The organism is Methanoregula sp., assembly GCF_049686655.1.
In the GTDB taxonomy this organism is placed as follows: Archaea; Halobacteriota; Methanomicrobia; order Methanomicrobiales; family Methanospirillaceae; genus Methanoregula.
On record NZ_JBAVIG010000004.1, the window covers coordinates 1 to 16,821 of the forward strand.

The following is a 16,821-nucleotide window of genomic DNA, read 5'->3' on the forward strand; positions in this document are numbered from 1 at the left end:
TAAGGTTATCATATTTTTATAATATAAGATGTGTCCATTATCCAAATCTTTCGCGTGACTGAACCCAAATTTTTTCTCATAAAATGTTTTTGCCGTTTGCTTTGATTGAACGATTAAATACCTACAACCCACGTCAAAGGATATATTGATGGCTCTTGCAAATAATTGTTCCATCAACCATACCCCAACGCCTTGATTTTGATATTTATCATCCACCGCAAAACGACCAATGTATATTGCAGGGTAACGGTCTCTTCCTGGTAAATTCGAGGTTTGTTTTTTTTCCAGATTATTAACAGCGATGCTAGCACAAGCAATAGAGAAAAACGCAATTGGATTATCGTCTTCTGTTAGAGCCACATATGTGACAGTCAGTTGTTTATGCTGATTGTCAAGGGCATGTACTTTTAAAAAATTTTCTAGTTGGTCGCTCTCGGGCTTTTTATTGCAAGAAAAGTTTTCGACGGATACTGTGTCGTCGAGTACTTTTGAGACGCAACTCACTAGTATCCATTATTGATCATCTTGTGAGATTGGATGCGATTGCCCGGGCCCGCTTAGCGCTTTCTAAACTTGCCTTCGTCTCATTTACCCACGGGTTTTTCTCGTATTCACGGAACTTGCGGGCATCCTCGCCCTCTAAGACAATTGCTGTATTGAAATGCTCTGCCATAATCCTTCCCATCTCCGTAGGTTCTCGGTCGCCGGTCTGCAACGGGTCTTTACGTTATATTTTCAACGTGAGGGTATATATGCTTTTTATAAAAGCAGTATCTCCCCTCGTCGGCTCGTCTTATCCGCATTCCTGTGCATACGGCTTACATACTGATCTCTAATAAAACTGATCTTTGGATACCAGGTGGAAACCCAGGAGGGACCCTTCTGGCTTATTGTTGTGATATCTTACGCAATGATGCACGATTACGAAACAGAAAAATGGGAGGAATGGGATTCGAACCCATGAACCACTAAGGACCGGATCTTAAGTCCGGCGGAGTTGGCCAGCTTTCCTATCCTCCCGGCTGATCTTATACCGGTTTTCACGACGAGGTCTTAAGTCCAGCGCCGTTGGCCGACTTGGCTACCCTCGCGCTCTAAACTATTGACCTCCCGATGCAAAAAAGATTCTATCGTTTTCCATTTTTGGATCCATGCCGATCCAACTGGTGCCGGCACCGGTATGCTGGTTCCTGACTACCGGGACGGTTATCCGGCTCTTCACTTCCGGGTTCCATAAGGCATGATTTAAAAACGATGGCAAAAGTACTGAGTGTGAAGATCGGACACACGATGGGCTGACCATGAATCCACTGACAATCTCCGGCTGGGTCGAACTCGGGGGAAAACGACTCAGTCCTCAGGCAATTGAAAAAATTGTCACAACCTCCCAGGAGGATATCCTCCGGTTCGGGGGCGAGTTCTCGCTTGACTGGAACGGGTGCAGCGCACGCGACTGTTACGGTGTCATGGAAGGTCGGGGGCCGAAAGGTACCCTTCTCTGCAATGGCGAGGTAAAAGGGCAGATCACCCCCGATGTCCCGGACATGTCGCTCGAAGATGCGATCATCACGGCCGTGCAGCTGCGCAGCGACGAAGGCGTTACCGCACTCTCGGGTGGCGTTGATTCCACCCTCGTTGCTTTTCTCGCGGGACGTGAATGCGTGACCGTCGGAGTAGAGGGTGCCCACGACCTGGCACAGGCACGCAGGGCCGCGGAGGCACTCGGACTCTCCTGTACCTTTGTGACGATCGCTGTAACGGAGATCGAGGCGGTACTCCCGCTCGTTATCCCGGTCATCCCGGACAGGAGCCCGGTCAACGTCGGGATCGCGGTTACCCAGTACTTCATAGCCCGGTGGGCCGGGGAACACGGATACCGGCGTATCCTTGCCGGCCAGGGTGCAGACGAGCTCTTCGGCGGCTACTCCCGGTACCTTGAAACACCCACGCTCGAAGCAGATCTTGTACGGGACTTTGCCGGCCTCGAAGGTCAGGCACGCCGCGACCAGGCCGTTGCTGCCCTCCACGGTACCTATCTTTCGATGCCATATCTGGATGCCCGGGTCGTGCGCGCTGCCTCACATATCCCGGCTGCTGGGAAAGTGAAGGACGGCCGGCGTAAAATTCCCTTAAGGGAGGTCGCAGAACGCCACATTCCGGAAGATCTCGCATGGTACGAGAAGAAAGCCATGCAATACGGGAGCGGGGTATGGCCCGTGATCCGGAAGCTCGCCCGTAAAAACGGTTATAAAACGTCCGTGCAAGATTACATAGATTACATCAGCAGGGTGGACCATGGTCTCTGAAAAAGATGTACAACATATCGCGGAACTGGCCGATGTCGGCATCAGCTCCGGTGAACTGGGCACCTTTACGCACCAGTTCAACGAAATCCTCGAATACTTCGATCAGCTCGACGCGGTGAAAGGCGATGCGGCTGCAATAAAGGATCTGTATAACGTGATGAGGGAGGACGAGATCGAGCCCTCCCTCCCGCAGGAAGAGGTACTCAGGAATGCGCCGGCACAGGAAGACGGTTTTATCAGGGCACCGCGGGTGATGTAGTGTCGGGAACGTCGATCAGGTTCGAACCGGACGATACGTTCAATGCCTTCCTTACGGTCTGCAAAAGGCCGACGCATACGGGCGGGAAGCTTGCCGGTGTCGCCGTAGCAGTGAAGGACAATATCTCTACCCGGGGCATCGAGACCACCTGCGCATCGCGGATCCTCAAGGGCTACGTACCCCCGTATGATGCCCATGTGGTGGAGCTCCTCCGGAAATCCGGTGCGGCGATTGCCGGCAAGACAAACATGGACGAGTTCGGCATGGGGACCACCACCGAGAACTCCGCCTTTGGCCCTACCCTCAACCCCTGCGATACCGGGCGGGTCCCGGGCGGGTCCAGCGGCGGCAGCGCTGCCGCGATCGCCTCCGGCATGGTGCGGATGGCACTCGGTACTGACACCGGGGGTTCCATCCGCTGCCCCGCCGCATTCTGTGGGATCACCGGGCTGAAGCCCAGTTACGGCCGGGTCTCCCGGTACGGCCTGATCGCGTACGCGAACTCGCTCGAACAGGTTGGCCCGATGGGCAAGACCGTCAGCGATGTCTCCACCCTGATGCAGGTGATCGCAGGCTACGACCGCCACGACTCCACTTCCCTCAACAAGCCCTATACCCACACTCCCCGTGCTGAAATCAAAGGCATGAAGATCGGTATTCCGCAGGAATATTTCGGTGAGGGCGTAGATCCCAAAGTTGCAGCATCGGTGAAAGCAGCCATCGGCCGCCTCGAAGAGCTCGGGGCCACTACCGTCCCGTGCAGTATCCCCTCAATGGAGTACGCCCTCGCCGCGTACTATGTTACCTGCACCTGCGAGGCAAGTTCCAACCTCGCCCGGTTCGACGGGGTCAGGTACGGTCCCGCCGCGGACACGAAGAAACCGTGGCATGAGGCCTACCAGGAAGTCCGCAGGGCCGGGTTCGGCACTGAGGTGCGCCGGCGGATCATGCTCGGGACCTTCGCGCTCTCGAGCGGATATTACGGGAAATATTATGCAAAGGCGCAGGTGGCCCGCGAGAATGTCAGAAAGGACTTCCAGCGGATCTTCGCGGATGTCGATGTGATCGCCGGCCCGACCATGCCGACGATCGCGTTCAGGCTCTGTGAAAAGAGCGACCCGCTCTCGATGTACCTCGCCGACATCCTCACGGTGCCGGCGAACCTTGCCGGTATCCCGGCCATATCAGTCCCGTGCGGCAAAGCCGATGGCATGCCGGTCGGCCTCCAGATCATGGGCAGGCATTTCGAGGATGAGCGTGTCATCGATGTGGCCTATGCCTACGAACAGGCGGTGATCTAGAGATGGAGACCGATGTTATCGTGGGCCTCGAAGTCCACTGCCAGCTGGACACGAAGAGCAAGCTCTTCTGCGGCTGTTCCACTGACTACCGGAGCGACGGGCCCAACACCCATGTCTGCCCGATCTGCCTTGGCCTGCCAGGCGCGATGCCCGTGCTGAACAAACGCTCGATCGAGTACGCGATGCGGGTGGCAAAGGCCCTCAACTGCACCGTGCTCCACGAGTCCGAGTTTTCGCGGAAGAATTACTTCTATCCTGACCTCGACAAAGCCTACCAGATCACCCAGTACGACAAGCCGCTCGCGGAAGGCGGGTACCTGGAGATCGAGGGCGACGAAGGCGGGGAGAAGCGGATCCGGATCACCCGTATCCACGTAGAGGAAGACCCCGGCCGGCTCGTCCACATGGGAAACGCAGAGCGGGGAAAATACTCGCTCGTGGATTACAACCGCGCCGGCATTCCCTTAATCGAGATCGTGAGCGAGCCGGATATGCGGTCGCCCAAGGAGGCCCGGAAGTTTTTGAACAAACTCCGTGCCACGCTTGAATACCTCAGCGTCTTTGACTCCGACAAGGAAGGATCCCTGCGGGTAGACGCGAACATCTCGATTAAGGGCAGCGAGCGTGTCGAGGTCAAGAATATTACTTCCTACAAAGGTGTTGAGAAGGCGCTGACATTCGAGATCACCCGGCAGAAGAACGTGCTCCGCAGGGGCCAGAAAGTGGACCGGGAGACCCGGCACTTCCTCGAAGCCCGGGGCGTCACCCAGTCTGCACGTTCCAAGGAACTGGAGCACGACTACCGGTACTTCCCGGAACCGGACCTCCGCCCGCTCCATGTCCAGTCATGGGTGGAGGGGATTGTCCTCCCCGAGCTGCCGGATGCACGCCGTGAGCGGTTCATGGCGCAGTACGGCTGCTCGCTCAACCACGCCCGGACCCTGACCGGGGAACTGAAGCTCGCAAACTTCTTTGAGAAGGTTGTTGTTTCCGATCCAAAGGGCCTGTCCATGCTCGCCGCGACATGGATTGCGGATACCCTTATCGGGGAATTGAATTTCCGGGACATGGAACTTGACCCGGTCGACCCGGAGAGTTTCACCGGGCTGGTCCGGCTGCTGAAGGCGGGCACGATCACCGACAAGAGCGGTGTGGAAGTGCTCCGCGTGATGCTCGACCAGCGGCTGAAGCACGAGACCCCCGAAACACCGGCAGGGATCGTCGCCCGTCTCAACCTGGCAAAGACAAAAGGAGACACCGGTGCCATAACGACCGCGATTGAAGAAGCGATCAACGAGAACCAGAAGGCCCTTGAGGATTACCGGGCAGGAAAGGCCGGGGCACTGAACTTCCTTGTCGGCCAGGTCATGAAGAAGACACGGGGCAGGGCGGATCCCGGGGAACTGAACCGGATGCTCGCCGAAGTGCTTCAAAAGCGGGAGGCGTAATACCCGTGCACCTGATCGTAGCAGAGAAGAACATATCGGCCCGCCGCATAGCAGAGATCCTTTCCGAAGGAAAGAGGATCTCCGAAAACAAGGATGCAGGTGTCTCCACGTACAGTTTCGGGGACACCACAACGGTCGGGCTCCGCGGCCACGTGGTAGAGATCGACTTCGAGCCGGGGTACTCCAACTGGCGCAGCGAGGAGGCAACCCCCCGGCACCTGATCGATGCAAAGACGATCAAGATCCCGACCGAGAAGAAGATCGTATCCCTGCTCCAGAAGCTCTCCCGGAAGGCAGACCGGGTTACGATCGCCACGGATTTCGATACGGAAGGGGAACTGATCGGCAAGGAAGCCTACGAGCTCGTCAGGGCCGTCAACCCGAAGGTCACGATCGACCGGGCCCGGTTCTCGGCGATCACCTCCCAGGAACTCCGTCACGCCTTCTCCCATACCACGGACCTCGACTTCGCCCTCGCTGCCGCCGGCGAAGCCCGGCAGTCGATCGACCTGATGTGGGGGGCATCCCTCACCCGGTTCATCTCGCTTGCAGCCCGGCGTGGCGGCCAGAATATCCTCTCGGTCGGCAGGGTCCAGACGCCTACCCTCTCCATGATCGTGGACCGGGAGAAGGAGATCGAGGCCTTTGTCCCGGAGAAATACTGGCAGTTATCCCTTGACTTCGAAAAGAAAGGAGAAGTGATCGAGGCCCGGCACACGAACGGCCGGTTCCACGAGAAGGCTGTTGCCGAGCAGGCCCGGGACCGGACGAAGGCGCCGCTCGTGGTCAGGGACGTGAAGTTCGGTGTCAAGCAGGACCGGGCACCGTCGCCATTCGATACTACCACCTACATCGTGGCGGCAGCCCGGCTCGGGCTCTCCGCGGCGAACGCGATGCGGATCGCCGAAGACCTGTACATGAACGGTTTCATCTCGTACCCGAGGACCGACAACACCGTGTATCCCCCGTCGCTGGACCTTGACGGGATCCTCAAAACACTGCGGAACTCGCCGTTCAAAAAGGACGTCGAATGGGTGATAGCGAACCGCCGTACGGTCCCGACCCGGGGCAAGAAGTCCTCCACCGACCACCCCCCGATCCACCCGACCGGGGGCGCGACCCGGGAGCAGCTGGGCGACGATGCCTTCAAGGTGTACGAACTCGTGCTGCGGCGTTTCCTCGCTACCCTCGCGCCCGATGCCATGTGGAAGACCCTGAAACTCCTCTTCGATGCAAACGGGGAAGAGTATACCACGACCGGCGGGCAGCTCACCGAGCCCGGCTGGCACACGGTCTACCCGTTCAGCGAGGCCCGCGAGACCCTCCTCCCGGAGTTCACTGCCGGAGAGCATCTCCCGATCAAAAAAGTCAACCTCGATGAGAAAGAAACCCAGCCGCCCGCCCGCTACACCCAGAGCAAGCTGATCCTGCGGATGGAAGAACTCGGCCTTGGCACGAAGAGCACCCGGCACGAGGTGATTGCGAAACTTGTCTCGCGGAAATACGTGGAAGGTGCACCATTACGACCCACGCTTGTCGGGAGAGTGGTGACCGAATCGCTCGAGCAGCACGCCGATGCGATCACCAAACCCGGCATGACCCGGACGCTTGAAGACCACATGCAGCTGATCAAGCAGAGCCAGCGGACCCGGGAGGACGTGATCAAGGAGTCCCGGGAGATGCTCCACCATGCCTTCGACCAGCTCGAGGCAAACCAGCAGGTGATCGGCGACGATATCCGGGACCGGACTGCCGAGGAGATGAACCTCGGCAAATGCCCGGTCTGTGGCGGCACGCTCGCGATCAAGCACCTCCGGGGCAACACCCAGTTCATAGGCTGCTCCCGGTATCCCGAGTGCAGCTTCAACATCGGCCTGCCCATGGCGCAGTGGGGCTTTGCGGTCCGGACAGATGAGGTCTGCGACAAACACCAGCTCAACTATGTCCGTCTCGTCAGGAAGGGGGCACGCCCCTGGGACATCGGTTGTCCGCTCTGTCACCACATCAGCTCGAACCAGGAGTCACTCTCCGAGATCCCCGGCATGACTACGGAACTGGCTGACACGCTCCGCTCCCGCCATATCTATACCGTGGCCGAGATCACCCGCAGCATGCCTGATGTACTCGCAAAGAAACTCGGCGTGGACGAGAATCGGGCGGGGCAGCTGATCCGGGACGCGGGGACTGTGCTCGAGAGGCTGCGCCGCAGGTCGGAGTGCCGCAAGTTCATCCGGGACCACCTGATCCCCCGCAAGGGGCGCAGTTATGCAAAGATCATGACCTCCCTCCGGGAGTCCGGCGTCTCCGAGCTCGCCGACCTGGCAAAGGCAGATCCCTCGGTGCTGAAAAAAGCAGGGATCAGCGATGCGGAGTCCGGGCAGGTCGTGGCCGAAGCAAGAACGGTCTTCAACACCCAGATCCTCAAAGAGATCGGCATTCCCGCAGTCAGCCTGAAGAAGTATATTGCAGCAGGCGTCATCGAGCCTGAAGCGTTCTGTGCACAGCCCCCGCTGGCCCTCAGTTCCCTGACCGGCATGTCCCTTGGCACGGTCCAGCGCCATGTCGAGCTGGTCTGCACCCACCTCAAAAAACCCGTACCGAAGAAATTTTCAAAACTCCAGGTCGAGCGGGGCAGGAAGGAACTGCTCGCCATCAGCGGCCTGAGTGTAAAGGCAGCGGAGACGATGTTCCACGCCGGGATCATCGATACGGGGGCACTCCTCACCGCAGACGCAAAGAAGGTTTCGGCAGAGACCGGCATCCCCGAGCAGAAGATCCGGGATTACCAGAGCATCATCCAGAAAAAGAAAGACAACGCAGTTATCCAGCTCTGATCTGACCCGGGCGGAGTTTATTTTTTCATGGCGAGTTCAATGGCGACCCGCAGGTCGTTATCCTCAAACGGCTTTACAATAAAACCATCCGGTTTCGTTTCCCGTGCGCGCTCGATCGTGGGGCCGTCAGAATGGGAAGTGACATAGACAACAGGGATGTTGAACCCCTTTTTGATCATGTTTGCCGTCTCGATCCCGTCAATGTCACCCTTGATATTTATATCCATGAGGACAAGATCCGGCAGGGATTTTACTACCAGATCCATAGCCTCTGCGGCACTTACTGCCCTGCCGCAGACCTCGTAGCCGAGCTTTTTCAGCCGCCAGTCGGTTACCTTCGCAATGATATCATCATCTTCGACAAGAAGGATTCTTTCACCTGACACGAGTCCCACATCCTGTACATAATCAAAAGTGCGTCTGCCTGATATGTTTACCTCTCATTTAATCTTTGGGGAACCGCCAGGTACCGTTCGGGATCCGGATCTCGAACCTTGCCCCTTTCCCGGAAATACCGTTCTCTTCAATAGTTATCCCGGTTATTGCCAGAATTTCAGCGGTCAGGAACAGGCCCATGCCGGTATTCTTTCCCACACCCCGTTTGAAGATCTCACGTTTTTGCCCGGCGTCGACGCCAACACCATTATCCTCGAAAATAAGCGAGAGCCCCTTATCGGAAATGCCGGGATATATCGACAGCGTCGTAATGGTATCTCCATACCTGATCGCATTATCGATGAGGTTGTAAAACACTTTTTCCAGCAAAGGATCCGCATAGATCTCCATATGCTCAAATTCTGAAGAAAATGTAATACCGGATTTTGCAAAATTCTGCAATACCTTACTGATGATATCATTGACATTCTGCCACTGGGGCAGGTGAACCCCGACTTCCTGGTACTCCCGGGTGAACGTGATATGCCGCTGGATGACCCGGGTCAGGTCCCTGATATCATTGAGCAGCTGCTCCTTTTCTCCAGGGGATTCTGTGGCTTTTGCCATATCCACGCATCCGAGTAACCCGGTGATCGTGTTGAGGATATCATGCCGGGTGATCTGGTTCATCAGGTTCAGTTTTTTGTTGGCGATATCGATCGCATCTTCAACAAGTTTTCGTTCTGTGACATCCCTCAGTATCCCGTAAATCCCAACCGGTTTTCCTGAGGGATCGAGCCGGAGTGAGCTTTTTTCTTCAAACCAGTTGATTGTGCCACTTTTGTCAAGGATCCTGAACTGTGAAACGAACTGGGCACCTTTTTCCAGTTCGCGGGATAAATTGCCTTCTACCCGGTCGATATCTGCGGGATGGATTAAAATACGGAGTGATTTCCCGACCACATCATCCACAGGGAAACCATATTTATTGATTTGTGGCGATGCATACGTTATAATCCCGGCCATATCCGTGGAGAAGAGGATATCGGGAGTATTTTCCGTGAGAGCCCGGTACTTTTCCTCGTTCTCCTTGAGTGCAGCTTCGATAAGTTTCTGCCCGGTAATATCCGTGATTGTACCAACCCAGCCGGTCAGGTTGCCGTCTTTACCCATGAGGGGTACCGTCTGGCCAAAAAGCCAGTAAGGCGTTCCGTCCGGGTGGATGTATCGTGCTTCAGCACTCCCCTTTCTTCGTTCCCTGATTGTTTCACCCATCTCCCCAAGCACACGTTTCCGTTCTTCCTGCGGGAGAATATCTGCCCAGTACGTCCCCCGGATCTTCCCGAACGGGATGCCGGTGATCTTGGTGAACGTCTCGTTGATAAAGGTGACTTTCCCGGAAGGGTCCATCCGGAACACACCTACCGGTGATGCCTGCAGGATGCCGTTGAGGAGGTCGGTACTCTCGCGCAGGTCATGTTCTATCGTTTTGCGGATCGTGTTGTCGATGAAGGTCTCCAGCAGGCATGGCTTGCCCTGCAGCTTGATGCGGACAACATGTTTGATAACGGGGATTTTATTACCGCTGGATGTCAGCAGTTCGCGTTCGGCATTATCCATGTTCTGGTTGAGATCCGTTATAGGACAACTGCCTTCCTCCCCGGTGCAGATGAAGCGATGGCAGCTCTGGTTGATTATCTTGTTTTTCGTGATGCCAATCATCTCCAGTGCAGCCGGGTTGGCATCCATGATCCTGTGCGTCCCAATATCGATGACAACGATACCTACTTTCACCGATGAGAAGAGCGTCTGGAGATATTCCTGGCTCTCGATGAGGGCCTCTTCGAGTTTAACCCGTTCGGTGACATCGACGACAACCCCCCGGAAACCGGTAATCTTCCCATCCTTTTTTATGAGCGAGGTGGAGACGATCGCTTTCATGAAGCTGCCGCCCTGTCGTTGCAATGAGTAGATCTCCCCCGGGGATGGCGAACCTGCCATCACCGCGGCGAGACCGCGCTGCATCTGCGCGATGTATTCCCGGGATAAAAACCGGTTGATATTGACACCCTGCCCGATCATCAGGTCGGTGATCCCGAATTGTTCCGCTCCTGCTTTATTGACATACAGGATATTCCCGGTAGTATCCATCTCAAAAATGATCTGGGGGAGAAGTCCGGTAAGTTCACGGAACCTCGCCTCGCTCTGCATCAGGCCGTTATGGGTCTTTTCAATGGTCTCAAGCATACGGTTTATCTCAAGGGACAGTGCAGAGAACTCGTCATTGCCGCCAAGATCTATCCTATGGTATGCTCCGGTATCGGCACCGAGGTTATGGACCTGCAGGCTTAAGGAACTGACACGGGACAGGACAAGACGGTCGAGGATAAGGAGGACGACGACACCAAAGAGGAGTCCTGCTCCCAGTACGATCAGGATATACTGGTAGGTTGACGTGAGGCCCTGCTGGTAGATATCCCGGGGCTGCAGGATCTCGAGGATGAGGGCGTCGTTCCCGTACACGTCCCTGAGAAGTGTGTATCCGGCGATCTGGCTGCTGTTGACAGGGATGACTATCCCCGGGCTGCCATCCGGAACGGTTCTCAGGGACGGGAGCAGCGAAGCGGGGAGTGCGGGATCATCCATGCGGAACAGGTGGATGTTCAGTTTGGATAATTTCGAGAGATAGGAGATCTCGTTATCGTCAAGGTACCTTCCCATGATAACTACTCCCTGCGGGATACCGGAATAATCTGAATGGATAATGGGGCGGGAAGAAGCGATCAGGGGTTTTCCATCCAGCATCACGATACCGGTAGTCGCGTTGTGGGGATCTGCCATGGAGAGCAGGGGATTTGTCGCGGTCAGAGTCTGCCTGAATGCTTCCGGTATTGCAACCACCGTTTTATTCTTGTCATCATATGCGCCGGCATAGACGATCTCCCCCTGCCTGTTGGTGATGACGATGAGGCCAACCCCCAGGTTACTGTAGGTTTCCGGAAACAGGTTGTCTGATATATAATCCGGCTTGTTCCCGTTGACAAAATCGTAGGTGTCGTCCCATGGCCCCCAGTCGGCAACGATCGATGAAAGTGAAGTCTCATCGTCATGCAGACGGTTCACGGCCTGGTCCACGTCCTGCAGTGCGTACTTGTGTTCCAGCGCGCTGTAACTCGACATCGAGACGACTGAGACGAAGACACTGATCAGAGCGAGGATGACGATCAGGAGGATCACAAGAATAATACTCGTTTTTTCCTGGAGCTTCATGAGAATCCTTGGATATCTTCCCGATTACGGTTTATCCGATATATACCATTCTAAATTAACCGGTTTACTGTAGGGTATGGTGCCGGAAGGGATACCGTTTATGGGGATGAAACACCATAATGTAAAGTGATTTCAATGAAATGGAAAGACTGGGTGCACGTGACCAAACTGGATCCTGACAAGCAGCTCAAGCCCGGCGATATTGACGCGATCGCTTCCAGCGGCACGGATGCCCTGATGCTCTCCGGCACGCTCAATGTCACGAAGGAGAACCTTGCGATCCTCCAGAAACAGGTGAAGGCTTACGACCTGCCGCTCGTGATGGAGCCGGCCGGTCCTGACGCGGTCCTCGTGGAGGGCATCGACTACGTGTTCGTCCCCAGTGTCATGAATACGACCGATGTGATGTGGCTCGTGGGCAAGCACCGGGCCTGGGTGCAGCAGTATACCGGGAAGATTCCCTGGGAGATGGTGGTCCCCGAGGCCTATATTGTGCTCAACCCGGACTCATCAGTCGGGAAAGTGACAAAAGCGGTCTGTGATTTAAAGGCCGCGGAAGTCGCTGCTTACACAACGGTCGCCGACCACTACTTCCGCTTCCCGATCATCTATCTCGAATACAGCGGCACGTTCGGCGACCCGGCTGTGGTGAAAGCTGCGTCGGACGCGATCGACAAGTCGGTGCTCTATTACGGCGGCGGGATCAACTCCGCGGAGAAGGCGGCCCGGATGAGCCGGTATGCCGATACGATCGTTGTCGGAAACGCTGTCTACGACCAGGGCGCCTCGGTCCTTAAGGCCACTGTCGACGCGGCCCGGTAACCGTACTTTTTATGCCGGCCATTGACATTGTCCTTGTCGAACCCCTCTACGAGGGAAATGTCGGCTTTGCCGCCCGGGTGATGAAAAATTTCGGCTTTTCCCGTCTCGTGCTCATCAACCCGTGCAGGCTTGGCGAAGAAGCGAAGGCCCGGGCTTCTCATGCGCAGGATGTCCTCAAAAGCGCGGAGGTCTGTACTATCGAGGACGTGTTTGCCCGGTCCAATATCGTCATTGCTACGACCGGCACGGTGAGTAAGTCCGTCTGCCACGCGATGCGGATGCCCTTCTATTCTCCAAGAGAACTCCGGGAGCGGATCAAGGACGCCGACGGCCGGATCTCGATCCTGTTCGGCCGCGAGAACTGGGGGCTCAACAACGAGGAAGTCAAGCGCAGCGACATGATCTGCACCATCCCGACTGCAGAAGTGTATCCTATCCTCAACCTCTCGCATGCGGTCGGTGTGGTCTGCTATGAGCTCGCAAACCTCCCGCTTCCCTCATATACCCTCGCTCCCCCGGAGTACATGGGATACCTGTACCGGCATGTCGACCGGTATCTCGATGCGATCCACCACCCGGCGTTCAAGCGGGAGAACACGATGACCCTGATCCGGCGCGTCCTCGGGCGGGCGAATCTCACCACCCGGGAGGCGAGCACGCTGCACGGCCTGCTGCGAAGGAGCGAATGGCACATCGATCCTGCGCTGCTCGACCGGGACAATACGGGGAGAAAGAACCTGTACGATGATGGGGAAGAGTAACGGGATCGCGGGCGTGCTTGCGGATTTCTCCGGGATTATCTTTGGGATCCGCAGGAATAAGGGGCGATTATCCCGGTAGAAATCCTTGTGCCGGAACAATTATTTTCAGGTTATTTTTGGAGAGGAGGAGACCGTGCCTGCCCCCCACACCGCCCCTGCGCATTGCGGTTGCCTGAGGGAATTACCTCTTCTCGAGTTATCGCATCCGGGGGCTGCCACAGCGGCGGGGGTGAAACCCCAAAGAGCGTTGATATCGGTACCGGTTTCCCTGCAACGTGCACCAGGTCAGGAGTCCTGCTGTGGAGAATTTAGTCGTCGCATAAGCGAAGACAGATCGGAGAAGTGATAACTTCGGATGATGAGCAGGCTATCAGAACCATGAACCCGGAAAGTCCTCAAACTCCGAAGCGGCAGCGTTCATCATAACCGCTGATATGAGAGTGTCAACCCCCCTCATCACTTCCAGAATAATACATCAGATTATGTCCGATCAGCGCCCATACTGGAGCCGATGATTCTCGTAGACTGGCAGCTCCGCGACCGCATAGAGCGGGGCCATATCAAAATCGATCCCTACGACCCGAACCTGGTGCAGCCCAACTCGTTGGACATCCGGCTTGGCAATCACTTTGTCTGGTACAAACCAGGAAAGGATATTATTGACCCCTTCACCCGGGAGAGTGTTACGTCAGGTGTTGAAGAGATCCACGCGGATTCGTTCATCCTGCACCCGGGCCAGTTTGTCCTTGCCGAAACCCTGGAATGTATCGCCCTTCCCGACAACATTGTTGCTACCATTGAGGGCAAGTCCAGCATCGCCCGGCTAGGTGTCACCCTCCACCAGACCGGCGGCTGGATAGATGCCGGGTTCCGGGGCACGATCACGCTCGAGATGGCAAACGTCAATGCCCGCCCGGTCAGGGTCTATGCCGGGATGCCGATCGGCCAGCTCGTCTTCTATACTACAGAGCGGGCAGAGAAGCCCTATGACAAAAAGGGCGATGCAAAATACCTTGACCAGCGGCAGGCAACCCTCTCGCGGTACCCGGCAAACAGGAAACAGGAGTAACGGATGGGTCCCGGGGAAGGGCGGGCAGGTAAAGAATTCGGTGCTCTGTAGAAAACCTCATAATCGCTGACGCTCTTTGGGGCTTTGCCCCCGCCGCTCTGGCATCCCCCGGTTGCGATGACTATTGTATTACCTGCCATTTGACTCGGGGCTCATCGCACTGCGCCCCGTCCCCCGCGGGGGACTGGTGGCGCAAGAGGGGGGCATCGTCTCTTTGAAAAAAAATGATTTCTACAGAGCAGAATTCGAAAGAACCCAGGTATGTTCTTCTCGTCATCATGGTCCTGATGAACCCTTCGGACGGTTAACCGTTATATATACCGGGAAATCCCATTTATGATCAATGATCGGATCCATTCCGGAGATGAACCAATGCGACTTCTTTTAATCCATTCTGATTATATCGAATACGAAGCCAAAAAGAAGACAAAGATGGCGGAAGAGGGTGCTGTCCTCGCGGACAGGGAAGAGGATGCCCTCACTGTTTTCTGCGCCGTGGAATCGATAGACGAGGAAGATCTCGAGGGCGTAATCCTCCAGGGGATCGACGAGATCAGGAAGACTTCCGGGCAGGTCAAGGCCGACAAGATCGTGCTGTATCCGTACGCCCACCTGTCCAGCGACCTCGCGTCGCCGGAGACCGCAATTGCTGTGCTCAATGCCCTGAAGACCGGTCTTGAAGCGGAAGGGTTCGCCGTCAAGCGGGCACCCTTCGGCTGGTACAAGTCATTCAAGCTCTCCTGCAAGGGCCACCCGCTTTCGGAACTTTCGAAGACGATCGTCCCCGGTGAGATAACGGTCAAGAAGGAGAAGAGTGAGGTCACCCATGACTGGTTTGTGCTGACCCCCGACGGGAAGAAGCACGACTACAAGGAGTACCTCGACGACTCCCCGTTCGGCTGCCTTGTCAAGAAGGAGCTGGGCGTTGCTGTCCCGGTGGGCGGTGATCCGGCCCATGTCGAGCTGATGCGCAGCAAGGAACTCGTAGACTACGAACCCGCAAGCGATGTCGGCTGTCTCCGCTGGATGCCAAAGGGCAAGATCGTCCGGGACCTGCTCGGCGATTACGTGCTCCACATGGTACTTGAGTATGGGGGCACGCCGGTAGAGACACCGGTGATGTACGACCTTGGCGACAAGGCGATCAATGAGCACGCAGAAAAGTTCGGCGAACGCCAGTACCGCTTCAAGTCCAACAACCGGAACATGATGCTGCGGTTTGCGGCCTGCTTTGGCATGTTCTCGATCATGCGGGATATGCACATCTCGCCCAACCATCTCCCGATGAAGATGTACGAGCTCTCCACCTACTCCTTCCGCCACGAGCAGAAAGGAGAGGTGATCGGGCTCAAGCGCCTCCGGTGCTTTACGATGCCCGATATGCACTCGCTCTGCCTCGACATGCCCCAGGCCCTGAAGTGCTTCGAGGAGCAGCTCGCGATGGGATGGCAGACCGGCCGGGACTTCGAGACGAAGCTCGTGGCCGCGTTCCGGTGCACGAAGGAGTTCTATGCCGAGCACGAAGCCTGGGTCAGGAAGATCGTAAAGCAGTCCGACTGCCCGATGCTGATCGAGATCCTTTCCGACCGGGTCCACTACTGGGTCGCGAAGATCGACCTCGCTGCCATTGACGGCCAGCTCCGCCCGATCGAGAACCCGACCGTCCAGATCGATGTCGAGAGCTCGACACGGTTCAACATCAAGTACCACAAGGAAGATGGCACACCGGTCCACCCGCCGATCCTTCACTGCTCGCCCACGGGCAGCGTGGAGCGCGTAATGTGTGCCATATTAGAGAATATCTCGACCCAGCCGGTCCCGGCACTTCCGACCTGGCTCTCACCCGTGCAGGTAAGGGTTGTCCCGGTTGCCGAGCGCCACGGTGCGTTTGCTGCAGAAGTCTGCAATGCGATCAACGCCGCCCAGGTCCGGTGCGATCTCGATGACCGCGAGGAGAGCGTGGGCAAGAAGGTCCGCGAGGCCGGCATGGACTGGGTACCGTACGTGATCGTGGTTGGCGACGAGGAGATCGCATCGAAAAACCTGACCGTGACAATCCGGAAGAAGTCGGAGCCGAACAAGCCGCACAAGGAGCAGCTCACCACCGGGGCCCTGATCGCCGCAGTGAAGAAGGACACGGAAGGAAAACCGTTCCGCCCGCTCTATACTCCCCGGAAGCTCTCGATGAAGGCCCGGTATATCTGAAAACTTTTTTCAGGTTTCACCATACTGTTTTTTTGCAAACCCCTTATCCTGTGATGGGATTGGTTCTTATCGGGACCCGGACCCGGGACGTGAACCCCCCGACGGAAATTGGGATCACCGGGAATTGCTTTTGTCCGCCAGGAGGTCATAATTCCCGGAACTGGTGACCAT

The 16,821-nt window shown here is 56.5% G+C and carries 12 protein-coding genes and 1 tRNA gene; 9 read left to right on the top strand and 4 right to left on the bottom strand.

The window, feature by feature from the left end; genetic code table 11:
- Both WBL42_RS00305 and WBL42_RS00310 read right to left on the bottom strand, forming a co-directional pair.
- Positions 1–504: GNAT family N-acetyltransferase (locus WBL42_RS00305; protein ID WP_424719267.1), on the bottom strand; the 504-nt coding region annotated here is incomplete at its 3' end.
- Positions 505–937: 433 nt separating this feature from the next.
- Positions 938–1,020: transfer RNA gene (locus tag WBL42_RS00310), tRNA-Leu, on the bottom strand.
- Positions 1,021–1,301: 281 nt separating this feature from the next.
- Between WBL42_RS00310 and WBL42_RS00315 the strand changes: the two genes are divergently transcribed.
- Genes WBL42_RS00315 through WBL42_RS00335 form a run of 5 tightly spaced genes read left to right on the top strand, consistent with a single transcriptional unit; the run spans position 1,302 to position 8,148 of the window.
- Positions 1,302–2,306: an asparagine synthase C-terminal domain-containing protein gene (locus WBL42_RS00315; protein ID WP_424719268.1), complete on the top strand. Its 1,005-nt coding sequence runs from the start codon at positions 1,302–1,304 to the stop codon at positions 2,304–2,306.
- The gene (gene gatC, locus WBL42_RS00320) at positions 2,296–2,565 is read left to right on the top strand and encodes an Asp-tRNA(Asn)/Glu-tRNA(Gln) amidotransferase subunit GatC (RefSeq protein WP_424719269.1); all 270 of its coding nucleotides are present in this window, start codon (positions 2,296–2,298) and stop codon (positions 2,563–2,565) included. Before WBL42_RS00315 ends, gatC begins: the two co-directional genes overlap by 11 nt.
- The gene (gene gatA / locus WBL42_RS00325; protein ID WP_424719270.1) at positions 2,565–3,866 is read left to right on the top strand and encodes an Asp-tRNA(Asn)/Glu-tRNA(Gln) amidotransferase subunit GatA; all 1,302 of its coding nucleotides are present in this window, start codon (positions 2,565–2,567) and stop codon (positions 3,864–3,866) included. Before gatC ends, gatA begins: the two co-directional genes overlap by 1 nt.
- Before the next feature lie 2 nt (positions 3,867–3,868).
- Entirely contained in the window at positions 3,869–5,314 is a 1,446-nt protein-coding gene (gatB, locus tag WBL42_RS00330) for an Asp-tRNA(Asn)/Glu-tRNA(Gln) amidotransferase subunit GatB (RefSeq protein WP_424719271.1), read from the top strand.
- Positions 5,315–5,319: 5 nt separating this feature from the next.
- Entirely contained in the window at positions 5,320–8,148 is a 2,829-nt protein-coding gene (locus WBL42_RS00335; RefSeq protein WP_424719272.1) for a DNA topoisomerase I, read from the top strand.
- A gap of 17 nt (positions 8,149–8,165) precedes the next feature.
- On the opposite strand, the gene WBL42_RS00340 is transcribed toward WBL42_RS00335, so the two are convergent.
- A complete protein-coding gene (locus WBL42_RS00340; RefSeq protein ID WP_424719273.1) occupies positions 8,166–8,534 on the bottom strand; it encodes a response regulator in 369 nt (122 codons plus the stop codon).
- 58 nt (positions 8,535–8,592) lie between these two features.
- Positions 8,593–11,793, bottom strand: coding sequence for a PAS domain S-box protein (locus tag WBL42_RS00345; protein WP_424719274.1), 3,201 nt, complete (start codon positions 11,791–11,793; stop codon positions 8,593–8,595).
- 135 nt (positions 11,794–11,928) lie between these two features.
- On the opposite strand from WBL42_RS00345, the gene WBL42_RS00350 reads away from it, so the two are divergent.
- The 4 genes from WBL42_RS00350 to WBL42_RS00365 all read left to right on the top strand — a co-directional run bounded on the left by WBL42_RS00350 (position 11,929) and on the right by WBL42_RS00365 (position 16,650).
- On the top strand, positions 11,929–12,615 hold the full coding sequence (locus tag WBL42_RS00350) for a phosphoglycerol geranylgeranyltransferase (protein WP_424719275.1): 687 nt from the start codon (positions 11,929–11,931) through the stop codon (positions 12,613–12,615).
- Positions 12,616–12,626: 11 nt separating this feature from the next.
- A complete protein-coding gene (locus WBL42_RS00355; RefSeq protein WP_424719276.1) occupies positions 12,627–13,376 on the top strand; it encodes an RNA methyltransferase in 750 nt (249 codons plus the stop codon).
- A gap of 511 nt (positions 13,377–13,887) precedes the next feature.
- Positions 13,888–14,445 (top strand): dCTP deaminase, encoded by a 558-nt coding sequence (gene dcd, locus WBL42_RS00360; RefSeq protein WP_424719277.1) that lies wholly within the window; start codon positions 13,888–13,890, stop codon positions 14,443–14,445.
- Between the two features lie 372 nt (positions 14,446–14,817).
- Positions 14,818–16,650 (top strand): threonine--tRNA ligase, encoded by a 1,833-nt coding sequence (locus WBL42_RS00365; RefSeq protein ID WP_424719278.1) that lies wholly within the window; start codon positions 14,818–14,820, stop codon positions 16,648–16,650.
- Positions 16,651–16,821 lie beyond the last annotated feature (171 nt).